20 protein-coding genes are annotated in these 22993 nt (G+C 72.9%); 10 read left to right on the top strand and 10 right to left on the bottom strand.

Annotation, left to right across the window (positions count from 1 at the left end; all coding sequences use genetic code 11):
* Nucleotides 1-7: 7 nt before the first annotated feature.
* Nucleotides 8-1546, bottom strand: coding sequence for an FAD-dependent oxidoreductase (locus tag IM697_RS20205; protein ID WP_194049105.1), 1539 nt, complete (start codon nucleotides 1544-1546; stop codon nucleotides 8-10).
* A 50-nt stretch (nucleotides 1547-1596) separates the two neighbouring features.
* Nucleotides 1597-1788 (bottom strand): hypothetical protein, encoded by a 192-nt coding sequence (locus IM697_RS46100; protein ID WP_456114994.1) that lies wholly within the window; start codon nucleotides 1786-1788, stop codon nucleotides 1597-1599.
* A 144-nt stretch (nucleotides 1789-1932) separates the two neighbouring features.
* On the opposite strand from IM697_RS46100, the gene IM697_RS20200 reads away from it, so the two are divergent.
* The 5 genes from IM697_RS20200 (at nucleotide 1933) to IM697_RS20180 (ending at nucleotide 7612) form a co-directional block, all read left to right on the top strand.
* A complete protein-coding gene (locus IM697_RS20200; protein WP_194049104.1) occupies nucleotides 1933-2718 on the top strand; it encodes an ABC transporter ATP-binding protein in 786 nt (261 codons plus the stop codon).
* Nucleotides 2719-2721: 3 nt separating this feature from the next.
* Nucleotides 2722-4032, top strand: coding sequence for an ABC transporter permease (locus IM697_RS20195; RefSeq protein ID WP_194049103.1), 1311 nt, complete (start codon nucleotides 2722-2724; stop codon nucleotides 4030-4032).
* Between the two features lie 194 nt (nucleotides 4033-4226).
* Nucleotides 4227-5084 carry an AAA family ATPase gene (locus tag IM697_RS20190; protein WP_194049102.1) on the top strand — a complete coding sequence of 286 codons (858 nt, stop codon included), beginning with the start codon at nucleotides 4227-4229 and terminating at the stop codon, nucleotides 5082-5084.
* Nucleotides 5081-6439 carry a vWA domain-containing protein gene (locus IM697_RS20185; protein ID WP_194049101.1) on the top strand — a complete coding sequence of 453 codons (1359 nt, stop codon included), beginning with the start codon at nucleotides 5081-5083 and terminating at the stop codon, nucleotides 6437-6439. The genes IM697_RS20190 and IM697_RS20185 overlap by 4 nt, the downstream gene beginning before the upstream one ends.
* Before the next feature lie 195 nt (nucleotides 6440-6634).
* Nucleotides 6635-7612 carry an NAD(P)-dependent alcohol dehydrogenase gene (locus tag IM697_RS20180; RefSeq protein ID WP_194049100.1) on the top strand — a complete coding sequence of 326 codons (978 nt, stop codon included), beginning with the start codon at nucleotides 6635-6637 and terminating at the stop codon, nucleotides 7610-7612.
* Between the two features lie 21 nt (nucleotides 7613-7633).
* Here the strand turns inward: IM697_RS20180 and IM697_RS20175 are convergent, their stop codons facing one another.
* The 3 genes from IM697_RS20175 to IM697_RS20165 form a co-directional block, all read right to left on the bottom strand.
* Entirely contained in the window at nucleotides 7634-7990 is a 357-nt protein-coding gene (locus IM697_RS20175) for a cupin domain-containing protein (RefSeq protein WP_194049099.1), read from the bottom strand.
* A 152-nt stretch (nucleotides 7991-8142) separates the two neighbouring features.
* Nucleotides 8143-9120 carry a threo-3-hydroxy-L-aspartate ammonia-lyase gene (locus tag IM697_RS20170; RefSeq protein ID WP_194049098.1) on the bottom strand — a complete coding sequence of 326 codons (978 nt, stop codon included), beginning with the start codon at nucleotides 9118-9120 and terminating at the stop codon, nucleotides 8143-8145.
* Nucleotides 9117-9839: a helix-turn-helix transcriptional regulator gene (locus IM697_RS20165; RefSeq protein WP_194049097.1), complete on the bottom strand. Its 723-nt coding sequence runs from the start codon at nucleotides 9837-9839 to the stop codon at nucleotides 9117-9119. Before IM697_RS20165 ends, IM697_RS20170 begins: the two co-directional genes overlap by 4 nt.
* A 166-nt stretch (nucleotides 9840-10005) precedes the next feature.
* Here IM697_RS20165 and IM697_RS20160 point away from each other — a divergent pair, with 166 nt between their 5' ends.
* From IM697_RS20160 to IM697_RS20145, 4 genes are all read left to right on the top strand, one after another.
* On the top strand, nucleotides 10006-11178 hold the full coding sequence (locus IM697_RS20160; protein ID WP_194049096.1) for an MFS transporter: 1173 nt from the start codon (nucleotides 10006-10008) through the stop codon (nucleotides 11176-11178).
* A gap of 40 nt (nucleotides 11179-11218) precedes the next feature.
* Nucleotides 11219-12985, top strand: a complete 1767-nt coding sequence (locus IM697_RS20155) for a glycoside hydrolase family 35 protein (protein WP_194049095.1) — start codon at nucleotides 11219-11221, stop codon at nucleotides 12983-12985.
* Nucleotides 12985-15324 carry a beta-galactosidase gene (locus IM697_RS20150; RefSeq protein WP_194049094.1) on the top strand — a complete coding sequence of 780 codons (2340 nt, stop codon included), beginning with the start codon at nucleotides 12985-12987 and terminating at the stop codon, nucleotides 15322-15324. The genes IM697_RS20155 and IM697_RS20150 overlap by 1 nt, the downstream gene beginning before the upstream one ends.
* A 90-nt stretch (nucleotides 15325-15414) precedes the next feature.
* Nucleotides 15415-16482 (top strand): LacI family DNA-binding transcriptional regulator, encoded by a 1068-nt coding sequence (locus IM697_RS20145; RefSeq protein WP_194049093.1) that lies wholly within the window; start codon nucleotides 15415-15417, stop codon nucleotides 16480-16482.
* Nucleotides 16483-16790: 308 nt separating this feature from the next.
* On the opposite strand, the gene IM697_RS20140 is transcribed toward IM697_RS20145, so the two are convergent.
* From IM697_RS20140 to IM697_RS20120, 5 genes are all read right to left on the bottom strand, one after another.
* A complete protein-coding gene (locus tag IM697_RS20140) occupies nucleotides 16791-18770 on the bottom strand; it encodes a heavy metal translocating P-type ATPase (RefSeq protein ID WP_194049092.1) in 1980 nt (659 codons plus the stop codon).
* A gap of 57 nt (nucleotides 18771-18827) precedes the next feature.
* The gene (locus IM697_RS20135; protein ID WP_194049091.1) at nucleotides 18828-19700 is read right to left on the bottom strand and encodes a metal ABC transporter permease; all 873 of its coding nucleotides are present in this window, start codon (nucleotides 19698-19700) and stop codon (nucleotides 18828-18830) included.
* Nucleotides 19697-20503: a metal ABC transporter ATP-binding protein gene (locus IM697_RS20130; protein ID WP_407699636.1), complete on the bottom strand. Its 807-nt coding sequence runs from the start codon at nucleotides 20501-20503 to the stop codon at nucleotides 19697-19699. Before IM697_RS20130 ends, IM697_RS20135 begins: the two co-directional genes overlap by 4 nt.
* Before the next feature lie 17 nt (nucleotides 20504-20520).
* Nucleotides 20521-21456: a metal ABC transporter solute-binding protein, Zn/Mn family gene (locus tag IM697_RS20125; protein ID WP_194049090.1), complete on the bottom strand. Its 936-nt coding sequence runs from the start codon at nucleotides 21454-21456 to the stop codon at nucleotides 20521-20523.
* Between the two features lie 141 nt (nucleotides 21457-21597).
* Complete coding sequence (locus IM697_RS20120) at nucleotides 21598-22344, bottom strand: SOS response-associated peptidase (protein WP_194049089.1); 747 nt, start codon at nucleotides 22342-22344, stop codon at nucleotides 21598-21600.
* Between the two features lie 475 nt (nucleotides 22345-22819).
* On the opposite strand from IM697_RS20120, the gene IM697_RS20115 reads away from it, so the two are divergent.
* Nucleotides 22820-22987 (top strand): hypothetical protein, encoded by a 168-nt coding sequence (locus IM697_RS20115; protein ID WP_194049088.1) that lies wholly within the window; start codon nucleotides 22820-22822, stop codon nucleotides 22985-22987.
* Nucleotides 22988-22993: the final 6 nt, after the last annotated feature.

Genomic DNA, 22993 nt, shown 5'->3' with positions numbered 1-22993 from the left:
GGTCGCCTCAGATGTCGCGCGGCTCCAGCGGCCGCACGGCGGGTCCCTGTACGACCCTCCCGTCGGGGGCGAAGCGGGAGCCGTGGCAGGGGCATTCCCAGGTCCGCTCCGCGCGGTTGAACGCGACCAGGCAGCCCAGGTGGGTGCACTTCGCGGAGAGGGCGTGCAGCGTGCCGTCCTCGTCGCGGTGGACGGCGCGGCGCTTGCCGGACACGTGGACGACGGCTCCGTCGCCGGGGGCGATGTCGGCCACGGACGGGGCCGAGGGGCCCGGCAGGTGCTGGAGCCGGTCGCCGACGAAGTGGCGGGCCACGTCGGCTTGGTGCCTGACGAAGTCCTTGCCCTCGCGCAGGACCGACATCACCCGGCAGGGGTCGTACAGCTCGCTCCACGGGTTCTCGCGGCCGGTGACCAGATCGCACAGCAGCCTGCCCGCCATGATGCCGCCGCTGAGTCCCCAGCCGCCGAAGCCGGTGGCCACATAGGCGTGCCGGCTCGCGGGGTGCAGGGGGCCGACGAGCGGTACGGAGTCGGTGGGGTCGTTGTCCTGAGTGGCCCACCGGTGGGTGAAGGTGAGGTCACCGAAGCGCTGCACCGCCCAGTCGGACAGGGCGTCGAAGCGTGCCTCGACATCGACGCCGGAGCCCGGGGTGAAGTGCTCGCCGGTGACGATGAGCAGGCGCTCGCCGTCGCCGTGGGGTGCGGTGCGCACGGAGCGGGTGTGCTGCTCGGGGGTGATGTACATGCCGGTGGGGGCACCGGCCGCGGCGACGGGGGCGGCGACGACCAGTTCGCGCCGCGGCGAGAGGCGGGTGAACAGGAGTGCTCGGTCGAAGATCGGGTAGTGGGTGGCGACCACGACGGTGCCGGCCCGCACCTTCACACCGTCCTCGGTCGTCAGGTCACAGGGCTCGCCCTCGGAGAGGCCGACCACGCGCGTGTGCTCGTGGAGCCGGCCGCCGAGGCGCTTCAGGTCGGCGGCCAGCGCCATCAGGTACTTGCGGGGGTGGAACTGCGCCTGCTCCGCGACGCGCACCGCGCCGGCCACCGGGTACGGCAGCTCGGTCTCGGTCACGAACTCGGCGGCCAGGCCCGCTTCCCTGGCCGCGTCGGCCTCGGCCCGCAGCTCGTCGGTACGGTCGCCGTCCTCGGCGTAGGTGTAGGCCGCCGTCTCCTCCCATTCGCAGTCGATGCCCAGTTCCTCGGTGGCCTCGGCGGCACGCCGGATCGCGTCCGTCTGCGAGGTCGCGTACAGGCGGGCGGCGTCCTTGCCCCGGGTGCGGCGGAGCCGGTCGTAGATCAGGGTGTGCAGGGCCGTCAGCTTGGCGGTGGTGTGCCCGGTGACGCCCGCGGCGACCCGGTCCGCCTCCAGCAGGGCGACCCCGCGACCCCGCCGGGCCAGTTCCCAGGCGGTGCACAGCCCGGCGATGCCCGCGCCCACGACGGCGACGTCGACCTCGAGGTCGGCGTCCGGCGCGGGCGCGAGCTCGCCGGGTGGTGCTGTCTCGATCCAGTACGAGGCGTGGGTGCGGGTCGGCTCGTCCATGCCGGCCGAGTTCCCCGGACCGGCTCCGCCACACGACGGGCCGCCGCAGGTCAGCTGGGGCGTGCGATCGGCGTGCGGGGGCCTGGAGGTCCCCCGCTCGATGTAGCGCACGGTGACCGAGGTGGGTGAGTGACGCGGCCGCTGTTCCAGACGTCCGCGCGGGAGGGGGTGAGGCGGTCGGGGGTGGTGGCCACCAGGATGCGGTACGCCGACTGGCGGCGGCCGCGCCCCGGGGAGGTCATGCGCCAGCCGATCGACGGCGACGGTCCCCCGGGGTGTCGTCAAGTACACCCTCGGATACGGGTTCTGCGCCCCATGTGGTCGGCTCGTCGTCTCCGTAACTTCTTCGGCAGGGCACAGGGGGTGCCGGACGGAGAGTGATGGCGATGTTGCGCACAGGCTCGCGACCCACGCACGACAAGGGACCCGCCGCGGAGGCGCTCCGGCTGGTCAAGGTCACCAAGACCCATGGCAGGGACGACGGTGCCGTGACCGCTCTGGACGGGATCACTCTGGGGCTGGGGCGCGGCACCTTCACGGCGGTGATGGGGCCGTCGGGTTCCGGCAAGAGCACGCTGCTGCACTGCGCGGCCGGGCTCGACCGGCCGGACAGCGGCATCGTGCGGGTGGACGGCACCGAGCTGACCGGAGGCGGCGAGGCGGAGTTGACGAAGTTCCGGCGGGGGCGGATCGGGTTTGTGTTCCAGCAGTACAACCTGCTGGAGACGCTGACCGTCGCGCAGAACACGGTGCTGCCGCTGAAGCTCGCCGGACGGCGCGTCGACCGCCGACGGGCCAGGGAGGTCCTGACCTCCGTCGGCCTCGGTGACCGGCTCGGGCACCGTCCCGGCCAGCTGTCCGGCGGTCAGCGGCAGCGCGTGGCCATCGCCCGGGCGCTCGTGACCGAGCCCCGGGTGATCTTCGCGGACGAGCCGACGGGCGCCCTCGACACGCGCAGCGCCCGTGACGTGCTGCGGCTGCTCCAGCAGGCGGTGCGGGTGCACGGCCGCACCGTGGTGATGGTCACCCACGACCCCGTCGCCGCCTCCTACGCGGACTCGGTGCTGTTCCTGGCGGACGGCCGGCTGGCGGGCCGCGTGGACGCGCCGACCCCGGACGCGGTGGCCGAGCGGCTGGCACACCTGGGCGACGACGTGGCCGTGGCGGTGTGAGCGATGTTCCTGCTGGCCATGCGGTCGATCCGGCACCGCCCCGGGCGGTTCCTCGCGACCCTGCTGTCCGCGTTCCTGGGCGCGGCGATCATCATGACGTTCAACTCGATGCACGACACGGCGGCGCAGGACGGCGTCGACTCCACCAGCGCCGAGACCCTGTCCACGGCAGCGGGCGTGGTCGGTGGCTACGGCACCCTGCTGGTCTTCTTCGCCGTCGCCTCGACGCTCACGGTCAACGTCCGGCAGCGCGCCGCCGAGCTGGAGCTGCTGCGCTGCTCGGGGGCGACTCCGGCGCAGCTCAAGCGGATGGTGGTCGGTGAGGCCGTGGTGGTGGCCCTGGTCGGTGCGGCGCTGGCGATCGGCCCGGCGATGCTGGGCGGCCGGGCGCTGCTGGAGGTGTTCCAGGACAGCGGCCAGGTCGCCGAGTCCGTCGAGCACTCCTTCGGCCCGATCGCGTACCTCACGGGCTTCGACATCACGCTGCTCGCGTCGGCCGGCGCCGCCTTCCTCGCCGTACGGCGGGCGACGCGTGGGCGCCAACAGCCCGGTGGGGCACGGAAGTTCCTCGTGTCCGCCGCCCTGCTCGCCGGTGTGGCCTCGGTGACCTCCACCTTCGCGTTCTCGGCATCGGACGCGGCCCTGATGGCCCCGGCGGCCTACGGGGCGATCCTGCTGTCGGTGGGCCTCGCGCTGCTGGCTCCGCGGCTGCTGGACGGCGTGCTGAACCGGCTGCCGCTGGACGGGGCGAGCGGGTGGCTGGCGGTACGGAATCTGCGGGAGCGGTCCGGCGAGCTGGCCGGGATTCTGATGTCGCTGATCCTGTTCACGGCCGTCGCCACGGCCACGCTCACCATGCAGGCGGTGGAGAGCGAGGCCGTCGAGGCCTCGGGGGTGGCGAAGTCGATCGACGCGAAGAACCTCGAGACGCTCAACTTCACGGTCGTCGGCATCATCGTGGTCTTCGTCTGTGTGATGCTGGTCAACTCGCTGTACGCGGCGACCAGTTACCGCGTCCGGGAGTTCGGGCAGCAGCGCCTCGCGGGGGCGACGGTGGGGCAGGTGCTCGGGACGGTCGGTGTCGAGGGGCTGATCCTGACGGTCACGGGCATCTTCCTCGGCGCGCTGGCCGCGCTCGCGGGGATCGTCCCGTTCGCCGTGGTCCGCGCCGACGAGGTGCTGCCGGGTCAGGTCTACGGCATCGGTGCGGCGGTCGCCGCGATCGCGGCGGCGGTGACGCTGGGGACCAGCCTCTTCACGGCCCGGCGGATGCTGCGGACGCCGGCGGTCGGGGCGGTCGCGGTGGCGTCATGAGCAGCGCGGCCCGAGAGGAGAGAAAACCGATCGGTCTACCGCCTTCCGATACCCGGAACCCTCGTGACATCATCGCTGAACAAGCGCTTAGATAGGTGCCCGGCCCGTCCCGACGATCCTGCTGTCCCGCTGTATCGCCGTCCCGCTCTCTTGCCGTCCCGCTCTCTTGCTGTGCTGCCGAACTGGAGGCCCCGTTGTTCACATCCGTCGACGATGTCTCCGCACGCCTGGCCGAGACCGGCTATCTCGCCTCGCCCGCCGTGGCCACGACCGTCTTCCTCGCCGACCGCCTGGGCAAGCCGCTGCTGGTGGAGGGCCCGGCCGGGGTCGGCAAGACGGAGCTGGCCAAGGCCGTCGCCGAGGTGACGGGAGCGCGGCTCGTACGGCTCCAGTGCTACGAGGGTGTCGACGAGTCCCGCGCGCTGTACGAGTGGAACCACGCCAAGCAGCTGCTGCGCATCAGCGCGGGCCGCGACGAGACGTGGGACGAGACGCGCACGGACATCTTCAGCGAGGAGTTCCTGCTCACGCGTCCGCTGCTGACGGCCATCCGCGGCGACGACCCCAAGGTGCTGCTGATCGACGAGACCGACAAGGCGGACGTCGAGGTCGAGGGCCTGCTGCTGGAGGTGCTCAGCGACTTCCAGGTCACGGTCCCGGAGCTGGGCACCATCACCGCGACGCGCCGCCCGTTCGTCGTCCTCACCTCCAACGCGAGCCGCGAGCTGTCCGAGGCGCTGCGCCGCCGCTGTCTCTTCCTCCACATCGGCTTCCCGGACGAGGAGCTGGAGCGTCGCATCGTCCGGCTGAAGGTGGCCGGGCTCGACGAGGCGCTGGCCCGCTCGGTCGTACGGGTCGTGGGCGCGCTGCGGGCGATGGACCTGCGCAAGGTGCCGTCGGTGGCCGAGACGATCGACTGGGCGCGCACCCTGCTGGCGCTCGGCGCCGGCACGCTGGACGAGGCGGTCGTGCGGGCCACTCTCGGCGTCCTGCTCAAGCACCAGGACGACGTCCTCAAGGCGACCGCCAAGCTCGACCTGGACGCCCTGTGACCACGCCCGCGGGCGTCGCGGACCGGCTGACGTCGCTGGTGGGGGCGCTGCGCGCGCACGGGGTCCGGATCGGCACCGGCGAGACGGTGGACGCGGCGCGGGCGATCGAAGCGCTCGGCCTCGCGGACCGGGAGCTGCTGCGCGAGGGCCTGGCGGCGACGCTGCTGCACGGCCCCCACCAACGGCCGGTGTTCGACCCGGTCTTCGACCTCTACTTCCCGCGCGGTGTCGGCGGCCCGGAGCAGAAGGCGGCGGGTCGGGACGACCTGCGCGACCGGCTGGCGTCCGCCCTGGCCGCCAACGACGAGGCACTGATGGCCCGGTTGGCGGCCGAGGCGGTCGACGGTTTCGGCGGCTACGGTTCCTCCCCGGAGTCGGACGGCTGGTCGTCGTACCAGGCGCTCGAACGGCTCCGGCCGCAGACCCTGCTCGCCCGTGTGCGCGACAACGTCCGTGGTCAGGGTGGGAGTTCGGGGTTCGCCGACCGGCTCCTGGAGGACGAGATCCGGCGGCGCATCGAGGTCTTCCGCCAGTTGGCGGCCACGGAGGCGCGGCGCCGGGTCGCCGAGCGGCGTGGACGGGACGAGATCGCCCGGCGGGCGGTGGCGCCGACCGCCGACCGGGTCGACTTCCTGTTCGCCGGGAAGGCGCAACTGGCCGAGCTGCGCAGGGCGGTGCAGCCGCTGGCTCGTAAGCTGGCGACCCGGCTCGCGGCCCGTCGCCGCCGCGCCTCCCGGGGCGCGATCGATCTACGGCGGACCCTGCGCGACTCGCTGTCGACGGGCGGGGTGCCGATGCGGCCGGTGCTGCGCAGACGGCGTCCCGTGCGCCCCGAACTGGTGCTGCTGTGCGATGTGTCGGGGTCGGTGTCCGGGTTCTCGGACTTCACGATGCTGCTGGTGCAGGCACTGCACGACCAGTTCAGCAAGGTGCGGGTGTTCGCCTTCGTCAACCGGATCGACGAGGTGACCGGGCTGCTCGACCGCGGCACCGCCGACCCGGACGGCCTCAGCGCCCGCATCGAGGCGGAGGCCACGCTCACGGGCTATCACGGCAGCAGCGACTACGGCATGGCGCTGGGCGAGTTCGCGGAGCGCTACGGCGACGCGGTCGGCCCGCGCACGACCGTGTTCGTCCTCGGTGACGCCCGTACGAACATGGGCGACCCGAATCTGCCGGCGGTACGGCAGATCGCCGAACGGGCGCGCCGCGTCTACTGGTTGAACCCGGAGCAGCGGGCCGTCTGGGGCACCGGCGACTCCGCCGCGCCCGCCTACGCCGAACTGGTCGAGATGCACGAGTGCCGCACCGCCCGGCAGCTCAGCGCGCTGGTGGCGCGGCTGCTGCCGGTCTAGTCAGGCGGCGAGCCGCATGTGGAGACGGCCGGATCGGCCGACAGCCCCGCCTTGACCTGCCGCGTCGGCCATACGGGAAACCGAACGGTTTCCTCAGGGTGAGGCGAGTCCGGACCCCGATGAAAATCAGGGTTCGTCCCCGATGGTCCGAACAGCGGGGATTTCCTAGGCTCGACAAGAGCGGAGGGGGATCCCATGAAGGCAGTGATCCAGGATCGGTACGGCTCGGCGGACACCCTGGAGTTCAGGGACATCGACAGGCCGACGCCGGCGGCCGGTGAGGTGCTGGTGCGGGTGCACGCGGCCTCGGTCAACGCGTACGACTGGCACTTCATGCACGGCGACCCGGTGCTGGCCCGCGGCATGATGGGATTCCGCAGGCCCAAGTCGCCCGTGCGGGGCCGGGACTTCGCCGGTGTGGTGGAGGCGGTCGGCTCCGGGGTCACGGAACTCAAGCCCGGCGAGGAGGTGTACGGGGAGGCCGACGGCGCGTTCGCGGAGTACGTGTGCGCACAGGACGGCGAGGTGGGCCCGAAGCCGGCCAACCTCACCTTCGAGCAGGCGGCGGCGATACCGCTCGCGGCCAACACCGCCCTCATCGGCCTGCGTGACGTGGCGCGGCTGCGGCCGGGGCAGACCCTGCTGGTGAACGGGGCGTCGGGCGGCGTGGGCACCTTCGCCGTGCAGCTCGGCAAGGTGTACGGCGCGGAGGTGACGGCGGTGTGCAGCACCAGGAACGTGGAGCTGGTCCGGTCACTGGGCGCGGACCGGATCGTCGACTACACGCAGGAGGACTTCACCCGGGGCGGGAAGCGCTACGACGTGGTGCTGGACCTGGTGGGCAACCGCTCGCTCGGCGAGTTCCGGCGGGTCCTGGCGCCCACCGGGACCCTCGCCCTGTCCGGCGGCGGGGTGTACGAGGGCGGCAGTGTCGTCGGACCGATGGGGCTCTTCATCAAGCGGCGGCTGGTGGCGCCCTTCGCGCGCCACCAGCGGCTCCTCGAGATATCGGCCCGGCAGACCAAGGCGAACCTCGCGGCGCTTCGGGAGCTGGCCGAGTCCGGGAAGATCGCCCCGGTCGTCGAGCGGACGTGTCCGCTGAGCGAGGCGGCCGAGGCCATCCGGTACCTGGAGGTGGAGCACGCGCGCGCGAAGGTCGTCGTCACCGTGTGACCTGCCGACGAGGGCCGACGGTCACTTCTTCGCGTACTCCCGCGCCGTCTGCCCCTGGAAGTCGTAGGCCACGACCTGCTCGTCGCCCACGACCCAGGCGTCGTGCCCGGGCGAGCAGACGAAGACGTCACCGGGGCTGACCTCGCTCTCGCCGCCGTCGTCCATGCGGATGTGCATGCGGCCCTGGAGGATGTAGCCGTTGTGGTGCATCTGGCAGCTCTCGGTGCCCGCGATCGGGCCCACGGACTCCGACCAGCGCCAGCCGGGCTCGAAGGTCGCCACGGCGAAGTCGAGGTCCGTCATGTGGACGGCTTCGAGGTGACCGCGGGGGAAATCACGCCGCTCGTCCGGCTTGTCGAGCGTCTTCACTTCCAACATGACGCGCTCCCTTCCGGCCGCGTCTCACCGCGGCCGGGGGCCGGTCTCCCCGGCGGCCCTGGACACCGCCGTCGGCGGCCGGCCTCCTACCACTCAATCGTCCGCCCGTCCATCCGAAGCCGCCAACCGGGGGCTCCCGCTCCGACCGGCCCTCAGCCCCGTTTCCCGCAGAGCTCGGCGAAGCGCTCCGCGTCGATGTTGCCGCCGGAGACGATCACGCCCACGCGGTGCGGCAGCGCGCCCGCCCGGCCGTTGAGCAGGGCTGCCAGTGGGGTGGCGCCGCTCGGCTCGACGACGATCTTCAGACGTTCGAAGGCGAACCGCATCGCGTCGCGGATCTCGTCGTCGCTCACGAGCGCGATCTCGTCGACGAGCCTCTGGTTCACGGAGAAGGTCAGCTCCCCGGGTGTGTGCAGGGCCTGCCCGTCGGCGATGGTGTGCGGCACCGGGATGCTGATGCGCCGCCCCGCCTCCAGGGACCGCTTGGTGTCGTCCCCGGCCTCCGGTTCCACGCCGATCATGCGGACGTCCGGGTACAGCCCCTTGGCCGCGGTCGCGCTGCCGGCCATGAGCCCACCCCCGCCGACCGGCGTCAGCAGCGCGCCCAACTCCCCTATCTCTTCGAGGAGTTCGAGGGCGGCGGTGCCCTGTCCTGCCATGACGTGCGGGTGCTCGTACGGCGGGATGAGAGCGAGACCGCGCTCGGCTGCGAGGGTCTCGGCGATGGCGACGCGGTCGCCGGTGTAGCGGTCGTACGTCACGATCTCGGCGCCGTACCCCTCGGTCGCCGCCCGCTTCGACGGCGGGGCGTCCTCGGGCATCACGATGACCGCGGTGGTGCCCAGTTCCCGGGCGGCGAGGGCGACGGCCTGGGCGTGGTTCCCGGACGAGTAGGCGGCGATGCCCCGGCCGAGTTGCTCCGGCGACAGACGGGAAGCCGCGTTGTAGGCGCCTCGGAACTTGAAGGCGCCTACACGCTGGAAGTTCTCGCACTTGAGGAAGACCTCGGCGCCGGCGAGTGCGTCGAGGGTGCGTGAGCGCAGCACCGGGGTGCGGTGCGCGACTCCCTTGAGCCGCGCGGCGGCGTCGCGGACGTCGTCGAGGGTGACCGGTGGGGTGGTGGTCGTCACGCGTGTCCTCCAGAGGATGTCTTGTCGGTCGCGGCCCGGTCCGCCGCCGTCGCCGTCCCGGTCTCGGCGCGCGCCTGGGACAGATAGCTGTAGGCGGACGCGCGGGAGATGCCGAGCCGCGCCGCGACCTGCTCGATCGCGCGCCGCACGGCGAAGACGCCCCGCTCGTCCAGGCCGCGGAACAGCTCCAGACGCCGGGCGCGGTCGAGACCGGCCCAACTGCCGTTCTGCCGCGGTTGATGCGCGTCGAGGATGGCGTCGACGACGGAGTCGATGTCGTTGCCGAAGGTGGTGACCGGCACCTCGGCCGGGGTGCCGCCGAGGCCGGCGAGGGCGCCGAGCAGGGCGTGGGCGTCGCTCACGGCGGTGATGTCGAGGTTGACGCAGAGGGCGCCGAACACGGCGCCGGTCGAGTCCCGCAGCACCATCGTGGAGGCCTTGACCAGCTTGCCGCCCTGGGTCCGGGTGACGTAGTTCAGCTCGTCGCCCGCCTCCTCGCCGCGCGCGACGACGCGCATGCCGATCTCGCTCATCGCCCCGCCCACGGCCCGCCCGGTCACCGAACCGGCCACGGCGACCACGGACTTCTCCGGCCGCCGGTAGTCGTGCAGGACCACTTCGCACATCGGCCCGAACGTCGCCACAAGCCCGTCGACGACCGGCCTCAGCGCGGCCAGGATCGCGCTCCGCTCCGCCTCCAGGGCCTCCTCGGCCGCCATCGCACACTCCCAGTCCGCTCACACCGTCGACTTCTAGACTACCTGTCCAGGCTCTGTACTGACAGTCCAACTCTGCAGCGCGAGCGACGACACCACGAGCTCGCCGCCGCTCAGTGCGGCACGGATCTTGACGAGCGCGAAGATGTTACCGGTAACATCACTGTCCATGACGCTGACGTCGGCACCTTCGCACCCGCGGGTCTTCAGCCCGGCCGCCGTGGTCGCCTCATGCGTGGGCTTCGTACTCATCGGCGCGCTCCAGGCCCTCTACGGCCCGGCGATCCCCGCGTTCCGCGAGGAGTTCGGCCTGTCGCCGTCGGCCGCCGGTCTCGGGCTGAGCGCGCACTTCGTCGGCGGGGTGGCCGGCGTGCTGCCCTTCGACCGGCTCTACGGCCGCATCGGCAACCGGCGGATCCTCGGCGCCTCGTATGTGCTGATGGCCGTCGGCGCGGCCGGCTTCGCGCTCGCCCCGAACTGGCCGACCGCCCTGGCCATGGCCCTGCTGGCCGGGCTCGGCTTCGGCGGGATCGACTACGGACTCAACCAGCTGTTCGCCGTCGGCTTCGGCCACCGTTCCACGGCCATGCTCAACATCCTCAACGCCCACTTCGGCATCGGCGCGATCCTCGGCCCGGCCCTGATCGGCACGGTCGGCTCCGCCCACTACCCCGCGGTCTTCCTCGGCTTCGCACTGGCCAACCTGCCGCTGCTGCTGTGCCTGCGCGGCGTGCGCGACCAGCCGCCACAGCCGTCCGAGGCCGCCACCGAGTCGCACGGCGGCCAGGTCCTCGCCCGCAGCCTCGGCTCCGTGCTCGCCGTGTTCGTCGCCCTGTACGTCCTGCACGTCGGCATCGAGGCCGGTGTCGGCGGCTGGGAACCGACCCATCTGGAGACCGTCGGCTACTCGGCCGGGGTCGCCGCCACGGCCACGTCCGTGTACTGGCTGATGATGACCGTCGGCCGCTTCCTGGTCGCCCCGCTCGCGCTGCGGTTCTCGGCGCAGGCCATCATCACGGTCTCGTGCGCGGGCATGACGGTGTGTCTGCTGCTGGCCACGGTGCCGGCGCTGGCGCCGTACGCCTACGCCGGCGTGGGTCTGTTCATCGCGCCGATCTTCCCGACCGGGCTGCCGTGGCTCAACCGGGCGGCCCCGCGGGCGCGCCGAGCGGGCGCGATGGTGATCGCCGCCTCGATGACCGGCGGCGTGGTGGCGGGACCGGCCTTGGGCAAGGCCATCGAGTGGTCCGGCACCCGCAGCGTCCCCCTCGTCCTGGGCGCCGTCTCGGCCCTGTGCCTGGTGGCGACCCGCTGGCTGATCCGCACCACCCGGCCGCGCTGACCCGCACCCCCGTTCCTCCCAACCGAAGGGAAGTCTCCGCATGTCCGCTCTGACGACGTCCGCCGACGGTTTCCTGCTGCACGGCGAGCCGTTCCGGATCATCTCCGGCGCGATGCACTACTTCCGGGTCCACCCGGACCAGTGGGCCGACCGGCTGCGCAAGGCACGGCTGATGGGCCTCAACACGGTGGAGACGTACGTGCCGTGGAACCTGCACCAGCCCGACCCCGACGGCCCGCTCGTCCTCGACGGCTTCCTCGACCTGCCCCGCTATCTGAGCCTCGCCCACGACGAGGGACTGCGCGTCCTGCTGCGCCCGGGGCCGTTCATCTGCGCCGAGTGGGACAACGGTGGCCTGCCCGCGTGGCTCATAGCGGACCCCGACATCCGGCTGCGCTCCAGCGACCCCCGCTTCACGGGCGCGTTCGACCGCTACCTCGACGCGTTCCTGCCTCCGCTGCTGCCGTACATGGCCGCGTCGGGCGGCCCGGTCATCGCCGTCCAGGTGGAGAACGAGTACGGCGCCTACGGCGACGACACGGCCTACCTGAAACACGTCGAGCAGGCCTTCCGCGCCAGGGGCGTCGAGGAGCTGCTCTTCACCTGCGACCAGGCCGACCCCGAGCACCTGGCCACCGGCACCCTCCCCGGCGTCCTCGCGACGGCCACCTTCGGCAGCCGGGTCGAGCAGAACCTGGCGGCGCTGCGCCGGCACCGGCCCGAAGGCCCGTTGATGTGCGGGGAGTTCTGGATCGGCTGGTTCGACCACTGGGGCGGTCCGCACCATGTGCGGGACGCGGCCGACGCGGCCGCCGACCTGGACCGGCTGCTGTCGGCCGGCGCCTCGGTCAACATCTACATGTTCCACGGCGGCACCAACTTCGGCTTCACCAACGGCGCCAACCACAAGCACGCCTACGCGCCCACCATCACGTCGTACGACTACGACGCGGCGCTCACCGAGTGCGGCGACCCCGGCCCCAAGTACCACGCCTTCCGCGAGGTCATCGCCCGCCATCTGCCCGTCCCCGACGAGCCCGCCCCGGCACCGGCTCCCAAACTCCCGCCCACCACCGTCGAGCTGACCCACCGAGCGCCGCTGCTCAGGCACGCGAAGGCCCTCGCCGAGCCCGTCCGCACCGAGCGCCCGGCGACGATGAACGACCTGGGCCTGCAGACCGGCTACGCGCTCTACCGCACCACCTTCGACACGGCGGGCGACGGTCTGCTGCACTTCGCGGGCGGGGTCGGCGACCGCGCCCAGGTCTTCGTCGACGGCGCCCCCGTCGGCGTACTGGAACGCGAACGCCACGAGGAGACCCTCCCCGTCCGCGTCCCGCACCCCGGCGCCACGCTGGAGGTCCTCGTCGAGAACATGGGCGGCGTCAACTACGGCCCGCGCATCGGCGCGCCCAAGGGCCTGCTCGGCCCGGTCACCTTCGACGGCGGCCCGCTGCACGGCTGGGACTGCCACCCCCTGCCGCTGGACGACCTGAGCGCGGTGCCGTTCGCGCCGTCCGACGCGACCACGGCCGCCGAACCCGCCTTCCACCGCGGCACGCTCGAGGTCGACACCCCGGCCGACACCTTCCTCGCCCTGCCCGGCTGGACCAAGGGCCAGGCCTGGATCAACGGCTTCCACCTCGGCCGCTACTGGAACCGCGGCCCCCAGCACACCCTCTACGTCCCGGCCCCCGTCCTGCGCCCGGGCGCCAACGAACTGGTCCTGCTGGAACTGCACGGCACCACCACGATCCGCGGCCTGCTGACCGACACCCCCGACCTCGGACCGGAGAACACCTGGTGATGCACCTGCTGCGCCTCCCCGCACCCACCACTCCCCCGCTGCACGGGCACCTCCCGTTCGCCGACGCGCCCGGCGTCCCCGACCCGATCGAGGTGACCAGCCGCTGGCTCACCCGCGCGGGCCGCCCCTGGTTCCCGGTCTCCGGCGAGTTCCACTACTCCCGCTACCCGGCCGCCGAGTGGGAGGAGGAGCTGCTGAAGATGAAGGCGGGCGGGGTGACCGCCGTCGCGAGCTACGTCATCTGGATCCACCACGAGGAGATCGAGGGCCGCGTCCGCTTCGACGGCGATCTCGACCTGCGCCGCTTCGCGGAGCTGTGCGCCCGGCACGGACTGGACTTCATCCCGCGCATCGGCCCCTGGTCCCACGCCGAGGCACGGAACGGCGGGCTGCCCGACTGGCTGCTCGCCCGCGACTGCACACCCCGCACCGACGACCCGGCGTATCTGGAGCCCGTGCGCGGCTGGTTCGCGGCCGTCGCCGAGCAGCTTCGCGGCCTGGACCGCGCCCACGGCGGCCCGATCATCGCCCTCCAGATCGAGAACGAGCTCTACGACCAGCCCGGCCATCTGCTGACGCTGAAGCGGATGGCCCAGGAAGCCGGCCTGAGCGCGCCCCTGTGGACGTCGACCGCGTGGGGCGGCGTCCAGCTCCCCGGCGACGAGCTGTTTCCGCTGTACGGCGGGTACCCGGAGGCGTTCTGGACCGAGGCCGACGGCGGCTGGCCGGACACCTGCCGCAAGCACTTCTTCTTCACCCACCAGCGCGACGACGAGGGCATCGGCGCCGATCTGCGGCCGACCGCCGTCCGGGGCGGCGACCCGGACGCCCTCGCGGACCGATTCCCCTGGGCCACCTGCGAGCTGGGCGGCGGCATGGCGGTCGCCTACCACCGGCGACCGCGCCTGGACGCCGCGGACATCGGCGCGCTCGGCCTCACCAAGATCGGCTGCGGCTCGGTGTGGCAGGGCTACTACATGTTCCACGGCGGCACCAACCCGCTCGGCGAGCGCTCCACCCTCCAGGAGTCCCACGCCACCGCCTACCCGAACGACCTGCCCGTGCTGACGTACGACTTCCAGGCGCCGCTCGGCGAGTACGGCCAGTACCGGCCCTCCTACGACGAACTCCGCCTCCAGCACCTGATGCTGGCCGACTTCGGGCACCTGATCGCCCCCATGGAGTCCGTGCTGCCGGAGGACCGGCCCCGTGGCCAGCACGACCGGGACACCCTGCGGTGGGCCGTCCGCGGCGACGGCACCTCGGGGTTCCTCTTCGTCAACAACCACCAGCCGCACGAGCCGCTGCCCGACCACCCCGACACCGCCTTCAACGTCGAATTCCCGGGCGTCTCAAGGGCGTTGACCCTGCCCAGTTCGCCGGTGACCGTGCCTTGCGGCGCGTACTTCTGCTGGCCGCTGCGGATCGACGTCGCCGGTGTGCGGTTGGAGTGGGCCACCGCGCAGCCCGTGTGCACGGTCGGCTTGGACGGCCGTACCGTCCTGGTGCTCGCCGCCACCGAGGGCATCGCGCCCGAACTCGCCCTGGACGCGGGCACGGTGGCGTCCGTCGGTGCGCCGTCCGGCGACATCGCCGACGTCGACGGCCGGATCCTGGTGACCGGGCTGCGGCCCGGCACCGACGCGCTGGTCGAGGTGGAGGCCGTCGACGGTGGCCGGGTCGGGCTGCTGGTGCTGGACGCGGCGACGGCCCGCACCGTCTACCGGGGTACGGCGTGGGGCGCCGAGCGGCTGGTGCTGTGCGCGGACGGGGTGGTGTTCGACGGCGACGGGGTGCGGGTGCACAGCACGGCCGTGCGGCCGTCGTTCGCCGTGCTGCCCGCGCCGGAGGCGGTGGTGGTGGACGGGGAGGCGCTGACCGGCGCGGCGGACGGGGTGTTCACCCGGTACACCGTCCAGGCGGACGGCCCCCGTGCCTGCGATGCGCCGGTGACCCTCGTGCGGCCCGCCGGTGCGGCGCCCCAGCCCTCGACGGGTGTGCTGGAGCGGGCGAGCGTCCCGGCGGACAAGTACTTCGACACGGTGGCCGCCGAGTACCGCGTCGACGTACCGGAGGACCTCCCGGACGGAACCCTCCTGCGGCTGCACTGGACCGGGGACGTCGGGCGGGCGTACGTGGGAGACACGCTGGTCGCCGACCAGTTCTCCTCGGGGCGGGTCTGGGACATCGGCCGGCTGCCGGCGGGAGCGGCCCTGTCTGTGCGGGTACTGCCTCTGCACCCCGATGCCAAGGTCCACGCGCCACGGGACGCGCGGACGGCCGCCGTGACGCGTGCCGAGTGGGTTCGCGGGCGTACCTGGGCCGTCGGGGCGAGCTGAGTCCGGGGCCGCGCCCCGCCCACCTGCCTATGCTGGGGTTCTGCCGGGGCGGGACGCCACCGCCGTGACGATGTCGAGGGAACAGCGATCATGACCCGAAGCTCCGCCGACGACTCCGCTCCGAGAGGGCGCAGCAGACGGAACTTCGCGGGCGCGCGCCCCGTGATGGACGACGTGGCCCGGCTGGCCGGAGTCTCCAAGCAGACCGTCTCCCGGGTCCTCAACGACCATCCGTCGGTGCGGCCCGAGACCCGCGAGACGGTACTGGCCGCCATGCGGACGCTGGGCTACCGGCCGAGCCGCAGTGCCAGGTCACTGGCCAGCGGACGGACCCGGATGGTCGGTGTGATCTCCTTCGACGCCGCCCGCTACGGGCCCGCCGCCATCCTCACCGCGATCAACACCGCGGCGCAGGACGCCGGTTACCTGCTCAGCTCGATCGCGCTGGACACGGCCGAGCCCGACACGGTGGTCGAGGCGGTGAACCGGCTGTCCGCCGAGGGGGCGGACGGGGTGATCGCCATCGCCCCGCAGCTGTGGGTGGGCAAGACCCTGGCGGACACCCGCCTGGACACCCCGCTGGTCGTGCTGGAGAACGGCCTCGACGCCGACACCCAGCAGGTCACCGGCGACTCCCGGACCGGGGCCCGCAAGGCCGTCGAACATCTGCTGGGCCTGGGCCACCGTACGGTGTGGCACATCGCCGGCCCGACCGGCTGGACCTCGGCCGATCACCGGATGGGGAGCTGGCAGGCCAGTCTGGAGGCGGCGGGCGCCGCGGTGCCGGCCCCGCTGACCGGCGACTGGAGCGCCGACTCCGGCTACGAGCTGGGCCGGCGCCTGGCCCGGCGCCCGGACGTCACGGCCGTGTTCGCCTCCAACGACCAGATGGCCCTCGGCCTGCTGCACGCCCTGCACGAGGCGGGCCGCTCCGTCCCCGGCGACATCAGCGTCGTGGGGTACGACGACATCCCCGAGGCCGCGCACTTCCTGCCCCCGCTGACCACCGTGCGCACCGACTTCGCCGAGATCGGCACGCGTTCGCTGCGGCTGCTCCTCGACCGGCTCGACGGCGCCACCGAGCCGTCCCGGGCCGACTCACTGGTCCCGGTCGACCTGGTGCTCCGCCACAGCACCGGCCCGGCGCCCGGCCGCTGACCGCCTCTCCCGTCACGGCCGGAAGTCACCGTGTGCGCGGCCGCCCCGTGTCAGGAACGGACGAGCCAGAGGCCGTCGAGGCTCGATGCGGCCACCGAGCGCAGTTGAGCGGTTCGCCGGGTGCGGCGGCGCCGGTGAGCATCGTCGCACCCGTCGTCCCGGCGGCTCCCGCCCCGACTTCGGCGCTGGGTCCGGCCGTCGTCACCCGCCCCCGACCTGCGGGCCGCTGCGACCGGCCTCAAGGGACGGAACGGCAGGGGCCGTTGACCGCCGAGGTTGTCACCGACCGGGTGACGACCCCTGTCCCGTCAGCCGGTGCCCTCGCTCGCCGCCCGCTGCCAGGCCGTGTCGCGCAGCAGGCGCAGCCCGTTCAGGCCGACGAGGACCGTGGAGCCCTCGTGGCCCGCGACGCCGAGCGGCAGCGGAAGGGTGCCGACCAGGTCCCAGACGACGAGGCCGGCGATGAACACCCCGGCGATGACGAGGTTCTGCGCGACCAGTCTGCGGGCGCGGCGGGAGAGGGCGACCGTGGTGGGGACGGCGGCGAGTTCGTCGCGGACGATCACCGCGTCGGCGGTCTCCAGGGCCAGGTCGGAGCCCGCCCGGCCCATGGCGACGCCGATGTGGGCGGCGGCCAGCGCCGGCGCGTCGTTGACGCCGTCGCCGACGACCATCACCTTGCGGCCCGCGCCCTCCATCTCCTTGACCGCGCCCAGCTTGTCCTGCGGCAGCAGCCCGGCCCGCACGTCCTCGATGCCCGCCTCGGCGGCGAGGTGAGCGGCGGCCCGGCGGTTGTCGCCGGTGAGGAGGGTCGGGACGGTGCCGGTCAGTGCGGTGAGGGCGGCGACGGTGGCGGCCGCGTCGGGGCGGAGCCGGTCGGCGATGCCGAGCACTCCGGCGGGGTCGCCGTCCACGGCCACGAGGACGGCGGTACGGCCGGACTCCTCCAGTTCCCCGGCCAGTGCCGCGACCTCGCCGTCGGGGTCGGCGGGCAGCCGGGCCGGGGCGCCCACCTCGACCGTACGGCCCCGGACGACGGCCCGCACGCCGATGCCGGGTGCGGACGTGAAGTCCCGTGCGGCGGGCAGGTCCAGGCGCCGTTCGCGTGCGGCGTCCACCACGGCGCGGGCCAGCGGGTGCTCGCTGGGGTGCTCGGCCGAGGCGGCGAGCGTCAGCAACTCGTCCTCGTCGAGAGCGCTTCCGGGCAGCGGCCGTACGTCGACGACCCGTGGCGTGCCCTCGGTGAGGGTGCCGGTCTTGTCGAGGGCGACGGCGTCGACCTGGCCGAGGCGCTCCATCACCACGGCCGACTTCACCAGCACGCCGTGCCGGCCGGCGTTGGCGATGGCCGACAGCAGGGGCGGCATGGTGGCCAGGACCACCGCGCACGGCGAGGCCACGATCATGAAGGTCATGGCGCGCAGCAGCGCCGCGGAGAACTCCTCGCCGAACGCGAGCGGAACACCGAACACGGCGAGGGTCGCGGCCACCATGCCCAGCGAGTAGCGCTGTTCGACCTTCTCGATGAACAGTTGTGTGGGCGCCTTGGTCTCGGACGCCTCCTGCACCATCCGTACGATGCGGGCAATCACGGAGTCGGAGGCGTCGCGCTCGACCCGGACGCGCAGGGCGCCGGTGCCGTTGAGGGTGCCGGCGAAGACCTCGTCGCCGGGCTCCTTCGCGGCCGGGAGGGGCTCGCCGGTGATGCTGGCCTGGTCGACCTCGCCGGCTCCGTCCAGCACCCGTCCGTCGGCGCCGACGCGCTCGCCGGGGCGGACGAGGACGGTGTCGCCGACCGACAACTCCTCGACGGCGACGGTCTGTTCGGTGCCGTCGGGGCCGATCCGGGTGGCCGTGGCGGGGGCCAGGTCGAGCAGGCCGCGCACCGAGTCGGCGGTGCGGGCGGTGGCGAGGGCCTCCAGGGCGCCCGAGGTCGCGAAGATGACGATCAGCAGGGCGCCGTCCATGACCTGCCCGATGGCGGCGGCCCCGAGCGCGGCGACGACCATCAGCAGATCGACGTCGAGGGTCCGGTCCTTGAGCGCCTTGAGCCCCTCCCAGCCCGGCTCCCAGCCGCCCGTGGCGTAGGCCAGCGCGTAGAGCGTGCCCCAGGTCCAGGCGGGCGCGCCGGCGAGCTGGAGGGGCAGTGCGAGCAGGAACAGGGCGGTGGCCGCGCCGGCCCAGCGGACCTCCGGCAGCGCGAGGAGCCGGGTGCGCCGGCGGGGCGCGGCCGTGGTGCGGGCGGATGCCTTCCGGTCGGCCGACGACGGGGTGAGCGTGGCAGTCATGCCACCACCATAGAGGAACAAATGAAGACTCGTTCATATCTTCATGCTGACCTTACGTCAGGATGTGGCGCGCGCCGCTCCCCACCGCCTTGCCCGATGGCCGCCCACCCGTCTGCACACGAGGTAGATCCCGAACGAGAGGGTCGTGACGTACGGGCTGATGGGAATGCTGCCGCCCAGGGCGAGCAGGATGCCGCCCTCGATGGAGGCCACCGCGAACACCACGCTCAGGACGGGCAGCAGCACCGGTGAGGCCGTGATGCGGCCCGCGGCCGCCGCGGGTGTGACGACGAGGGTGAGGACGAGCAGCGCGCCGACGATCTGGACGGACAGCGCGACCGCGAGGCCCAGCACGATCATGAACGCGAACGACAGCCCTCGCACCGGCACACCCCGCGCTTCGGCCACCTCCGGGTCGGCGCTGGCGAAGGCGAGCGGTCGCCACAGGACCGCGAGCGCGACCAGCACCACGGCCGAGGTGCCGAGCAGCCAGGACGTCTGCGGGGTGTCGACGGCGACGATCTGCCCGGTGAGCAAGCCGAACTTGTTGGCCGCGCGGCCCTTGTAGAGCGCGAGGAACAGCACGCCGAGCCCGAGTCCGAACGGCATGATGACGCCGATCACCGAGTTGCGGTCGCGGGCCCTCGAACCGAGCAGCCCGATCGTGCCGGCCGCGATCAGCGAGCCCACGATCGAGCCGGCCACGATGTTCGCGCCCAGCAGCAGCGCGGCCGAGGCGCCGGCGAACGACAGCTCGCTGATCCCGTGCACCGCGAACGGCAGGTCCCGCATGATCACGAACACCCCGACCAGTCCGCCGACCAGGCCGAGCGCGACCCCGGCGATGAGCGAGTTGCGGACCAGGGCGAGCAGTTCGCCGTAGTGGTCGAAGTGGAAGATCTGCTGCCAGACGCCCTCGGCGATGGTCATGGCCGTACTCCGTGCGACGGTTCGGGATGGTGCGGCGGCCGCGCCACCTCGTCCGGCGCGCCCACGACCACCACGCGGTCGCGGACCCGGACGACGTCGACCTGTGTGCCGTAGAGCCGCGACAGCGCCTCGGAGGTGAGCACCTCGTCGGGTGTGCCGACGCGGTGGCCGCCGCGGGCGAGGTACAGCACGCGGTCCGCCAGGCCCAGCACGGGGTTGATCTCGTGGGTCACGAAGACCACCGCCGTACCGTGGGAGCGGCGGCGGGCGTCGACCAGTTCCGTGACGGCCCGCTGGTGGTGCAGGTCGAGGGAGAGCAGGGGTTCGTCGCACAGGAGGATCCGCGGGTCGGCCGCCAGCGCCTGCCCGATGCGCACGCGTTGGCGTTCGCCGCCGGAGAGCAGCCCGACGGGGACGTCCGCGTAGGCGGTGGCCCCGACCGAGGCCAGGATCTCGTCCACGCGGCGGCGTACGGCGGCCGTGCCCGGCCGGGGTCCGAAGCGGTGCCCGTCGATACCGAAGCGGACCAGGTCGCGGGCGCGCAGCGGCGCCTGCGCGGACAGCGTCGCCTGCTGGGGGACGTAGCCGATGTGCCCACTGCCGCCCCGGGCCGGGCGGCCCAGGATCGTGAGTGTGCCGGCGGCGAGCGGACGCTGACCCAGCAGGGCGCGTACGAAGCTGGTCTTCCCGGAGCCGTTGGGGCCGAGCACGGCGACGAACTCGCCCGCGTGCACGTCGAGATCGAGGCCCTGCCACAGCATGCGCTCGCCGTAGGAGAGTGCCGCTGCTCGCAGACTGATCACGGCCCCGGTGGCCGGCCTCACTTGGCGAGCGCGCCGGCGAGCGCGTCCACGTTGGCGGTCATCCAGCCGAGGTAGTCCTTGCCCTTGGGGAGGGTCTCGGTCACGGGGACCACGGGAATTCCGGCGGACCTGGCCGCCTGCTCCACCTTCTCGGTCTGCGGGCCGGAGGTCTGCTCGTTGTAGACGAGCGCCTTGACCTTCTTGTCCGTGAACAGGGCCAGCGTGTCCTGGAGGGTCCTCGGGGAGACGTCGTCGCCTTCCTCGACGGCCTCGCTGAACTTCTCGGGTGTCGCGTTCTTCAGCCCACTGGCCTCGATCATGTAGAGCGGCACGGGCTCGGTGATGGCCACCGCCTCGCCGCCGTGCTCGGACCTGATCCGGGATTCCTTCCGCTCGAGCGGCTCCAACTGCCGCTCGAAGTCCTTCGCGTTCTCGGTGAAGGTGGCGGTGTCGGCCGGGTCGGCCTTCGCGAGAGCGGTGGCGATACGGTCGGCGAGCTTGGCGACGGTGGGGAAGTCGTACCAGACGTGCTCGTTGAGTTCCCCGCCCGCCGGTACGGTCTTCCCGGAGACCTTGACGGCATTGATCACGTCGGGGCTCGCGCCGCCGCTGTTCAGCATGCGGTCGATGAAGTCGTCGTAGCCGCCGCCGTTCTCGATGACGACCTCGGCCTTGGACAGGGCTAGCTGGTTCTGGGTGTTGGCCTCGTAGGAGTGCGGGTCCTGGTCGGGGTCGCTGATGATCGACGTGACCTCGACCTTGCCGCCGCCTATGCGCCGGGCCAGGTCGCCGTAGACGTTCGTCGAGGCCACGACCGGGATGGCGGAGGCCGCGGCGGGGCTGTTCGCGCCACCGCCGTCGCCGGAGTCCGAGGAGCCGCCGCAGCCGGCGAGGAGGACCAGACAGGTGCCGGTGATCAGCGGTGCGAGCAGCCGGGACGAGGACGCGGGCATGGATACCTCCGAGCGGGGCGAATGGTCCGCCGAGCGCGCTCCGTCCCGGCTTCGGCTCCACGCTAGGTGAAAACGGATGTCAAAAGCGCTCCGTGGGGGTCCCCCTGGGCAACCCTTACCGAGTACTCACCTTCGCCGTGGTCACGGGGCGGGGACCTCGTCCAGGAGCTGGGGGCCGTTGTTGCGGACGCTGTTGACGGCGGGTGAGACGGGGCGGGCCCCGAGGTGGCCGTCGGCCGGCTGGACGAGCAGGGCGCGCAGGTCGTCGGTCGACTGGCGGTGGGGGTCGAGCCAGGCGTCGTAGTGGTCGGGGGTGAGGGCGAGCGGCATGCGGGGGTGGATGCGGCCCGCGGCGTCGGTGGCCTCGGTGGTGATGATGGTGCAGGTCAGCAGCCAGGCGGCGGGGTCGTCGCCGTCCTTGACGGCCGGATCGCGCCAGAACTCGTACAGCCCGGCGAGGGCCAGGACCTGCCCGTCCTCGGGGTGGATGAAGTAGGGCTGCTTACGGACCTTGCCCGACTTGCTGTCCTTGACCTCGTCCCACTCGTAGAAGCCGTCGGCGGGCAGCAGACAGCGGCGTTTGACGAACGCGCGGCGGAAGGCGGGCTTCTCGTGCACGGTCTCCACGCGCGCGTTGATCAGCCTCGCGCCGATCTTCGCGTCCTTCGCCCAGGACGGCACGAGCCCCCACCGCAGCGGCCGCAGCCGGCGCCGGGCCGGGGCGTCCTCGCCGGCGCCGCGCGGCGCGCGCTCCAGGACCGCCCAGACCTCGTCGGTCGGGGCCACGTTCCAGCTCGGCGCGAGGGTCTCCTCCGGATGCCACTCGGCGACCTGGAAAAGCTGGGCGAGGTCCTCGGGGCTGCGGGTGGAGGCGTAGCGGCCGCACATACGGCCACTGTGCCACGGCGCGGTGCGCCGGTCCTGGGGAACTGGTCGGTGCGAGTCACGCCGGGCGGGACGGGACCGCGGGCGCGGTCAGCGGTCGCAGGCGAGGCGAGCGGTGCGGGGGGGGCGCCCCCTGCCACCGCGGCAGGCCACACGGCTCGCGAGCCGCACCGAGGGCTGCTCACCCATCTCTGCGCAGGCTCGCGCGCCGATGTCGACGAGGCCCTGTCCCTCCCGGCCCGGCGGCGTACGCCGGTGCGGGATCCGCGAGGAGGCCGAGCGCGCCGCGCCCGGTGGCCACACGCACGTGCCGGACTACGCCATCAGCGCCGCAGGACCCGAACGCCGAACGCCTGATGGCCCTCTGCGGGCGGGCCCGCGACGCCGCCACGCGCATCGTCGAGCGGGCCCGGCAATCCGGTGCCCTGCGCCCCGACTTCACCGGCGAGGACCTGGTCTTCGTCTTCGCCACAACGCCGTGCTGTCCCGGGCCACCAAGGACACCGACGTCCCCGACGCCTGGCGCCGAGGCATCGCCTTCATCCTGGACGGCCTGCGCACCGAGGCCGCCCATCCGCTCCCCACCGCTCCCCTGACGTCGCAGCAGCTCTACGAGGTCATGATCAAGGTTGCCGCCGAGCAGTAGCGGGTG

It is taken from the genome of Streptomyces ferrugineus (genome assembly GCF_015160855.1).
Classification (GTDB): domain Bacteria; phylum Actinomycetota; class Actinomycetes; order Streptomycetales; family Streptomycetaceae; genus Streptomyces; species Streptomyces ferrugineus.
The sequence above is the reverse complement of the archived record's forward strand: the minus strand, read 5'-3'. Positions and strand labels throughout refer to the sequence as shown.